The following is a 555-nucleotide window of genomic DNA, read 5'->3' as shown; positions in this document are numbered from 1 at the left end:
GGCCCGTGGGGCTGTGGATCACGAAGGCTTCCTCCACCCCCGCGGCACCGGCGCCTGCGGTTTCCCCGAAATTGACGTGAAAGTCGGCGGCGCTGGCGGCCTCATCCCCGTAGAGCAGGATATCGTTCTGCTCCGCCGCGTAGTCGTCAACCCAGTCGGACCCGTGGTCGCGGTGGCCGAGGTGAAAGAAGCGGTCCGCGCCGCTGCCCCCTTCGAGCCGGTCGTAGCCCCAGCCGCCGTTGACGAAATCGGCCCCCGCCCCGCCGAAGACGGTATCGCTCTGGCCGGAACCGGTGAGCACATCGTCCCCCGCGTTGCCGAAAAGCTGATCGTTGCCGTTGCCTCCGAGGATATGATCGCGGCCCTCGCCCCCGCGCAGCTCGTCCTCCCCGGCATCTCCGTGGATCAGATCGTTGCCCAAACCGCCCCGGATCGTGTCGGCGCCCGACCCGCCGAAGAGCGTATCGTTACCGGATTGGCCGCGCAGATCGTCGTTGCCCGCCCCGCCCCGGATCGTATCAGCATAGTCGCTGCCTGAAAGGGTATCGCCGCCCG

General features: G+C 68.3%; 1 protein-coding gene. It reads right to left on the bottom strand.

The features are described from left to right. A partial coding sequence (locus A3728_RS12830; protein ID WP_150120779.1) for a calcium-binding protein occupies window positions 1-555 on the bottom strand: 555 nt, incomplete at both ends.

This window comes from Sulfitobacter sp. HI0040 (assembly GCF_001634885.1).
Classification (GTDB): domain Bacteria; phylum Pseudomonadota; class Alphaproteobacteria; order Rhodobacterales; family Rhodobacteraceae; genus Sulfitobacter.
This window is presented reverse-complemented; position numbering and strand designations above follow the sequence as displayed.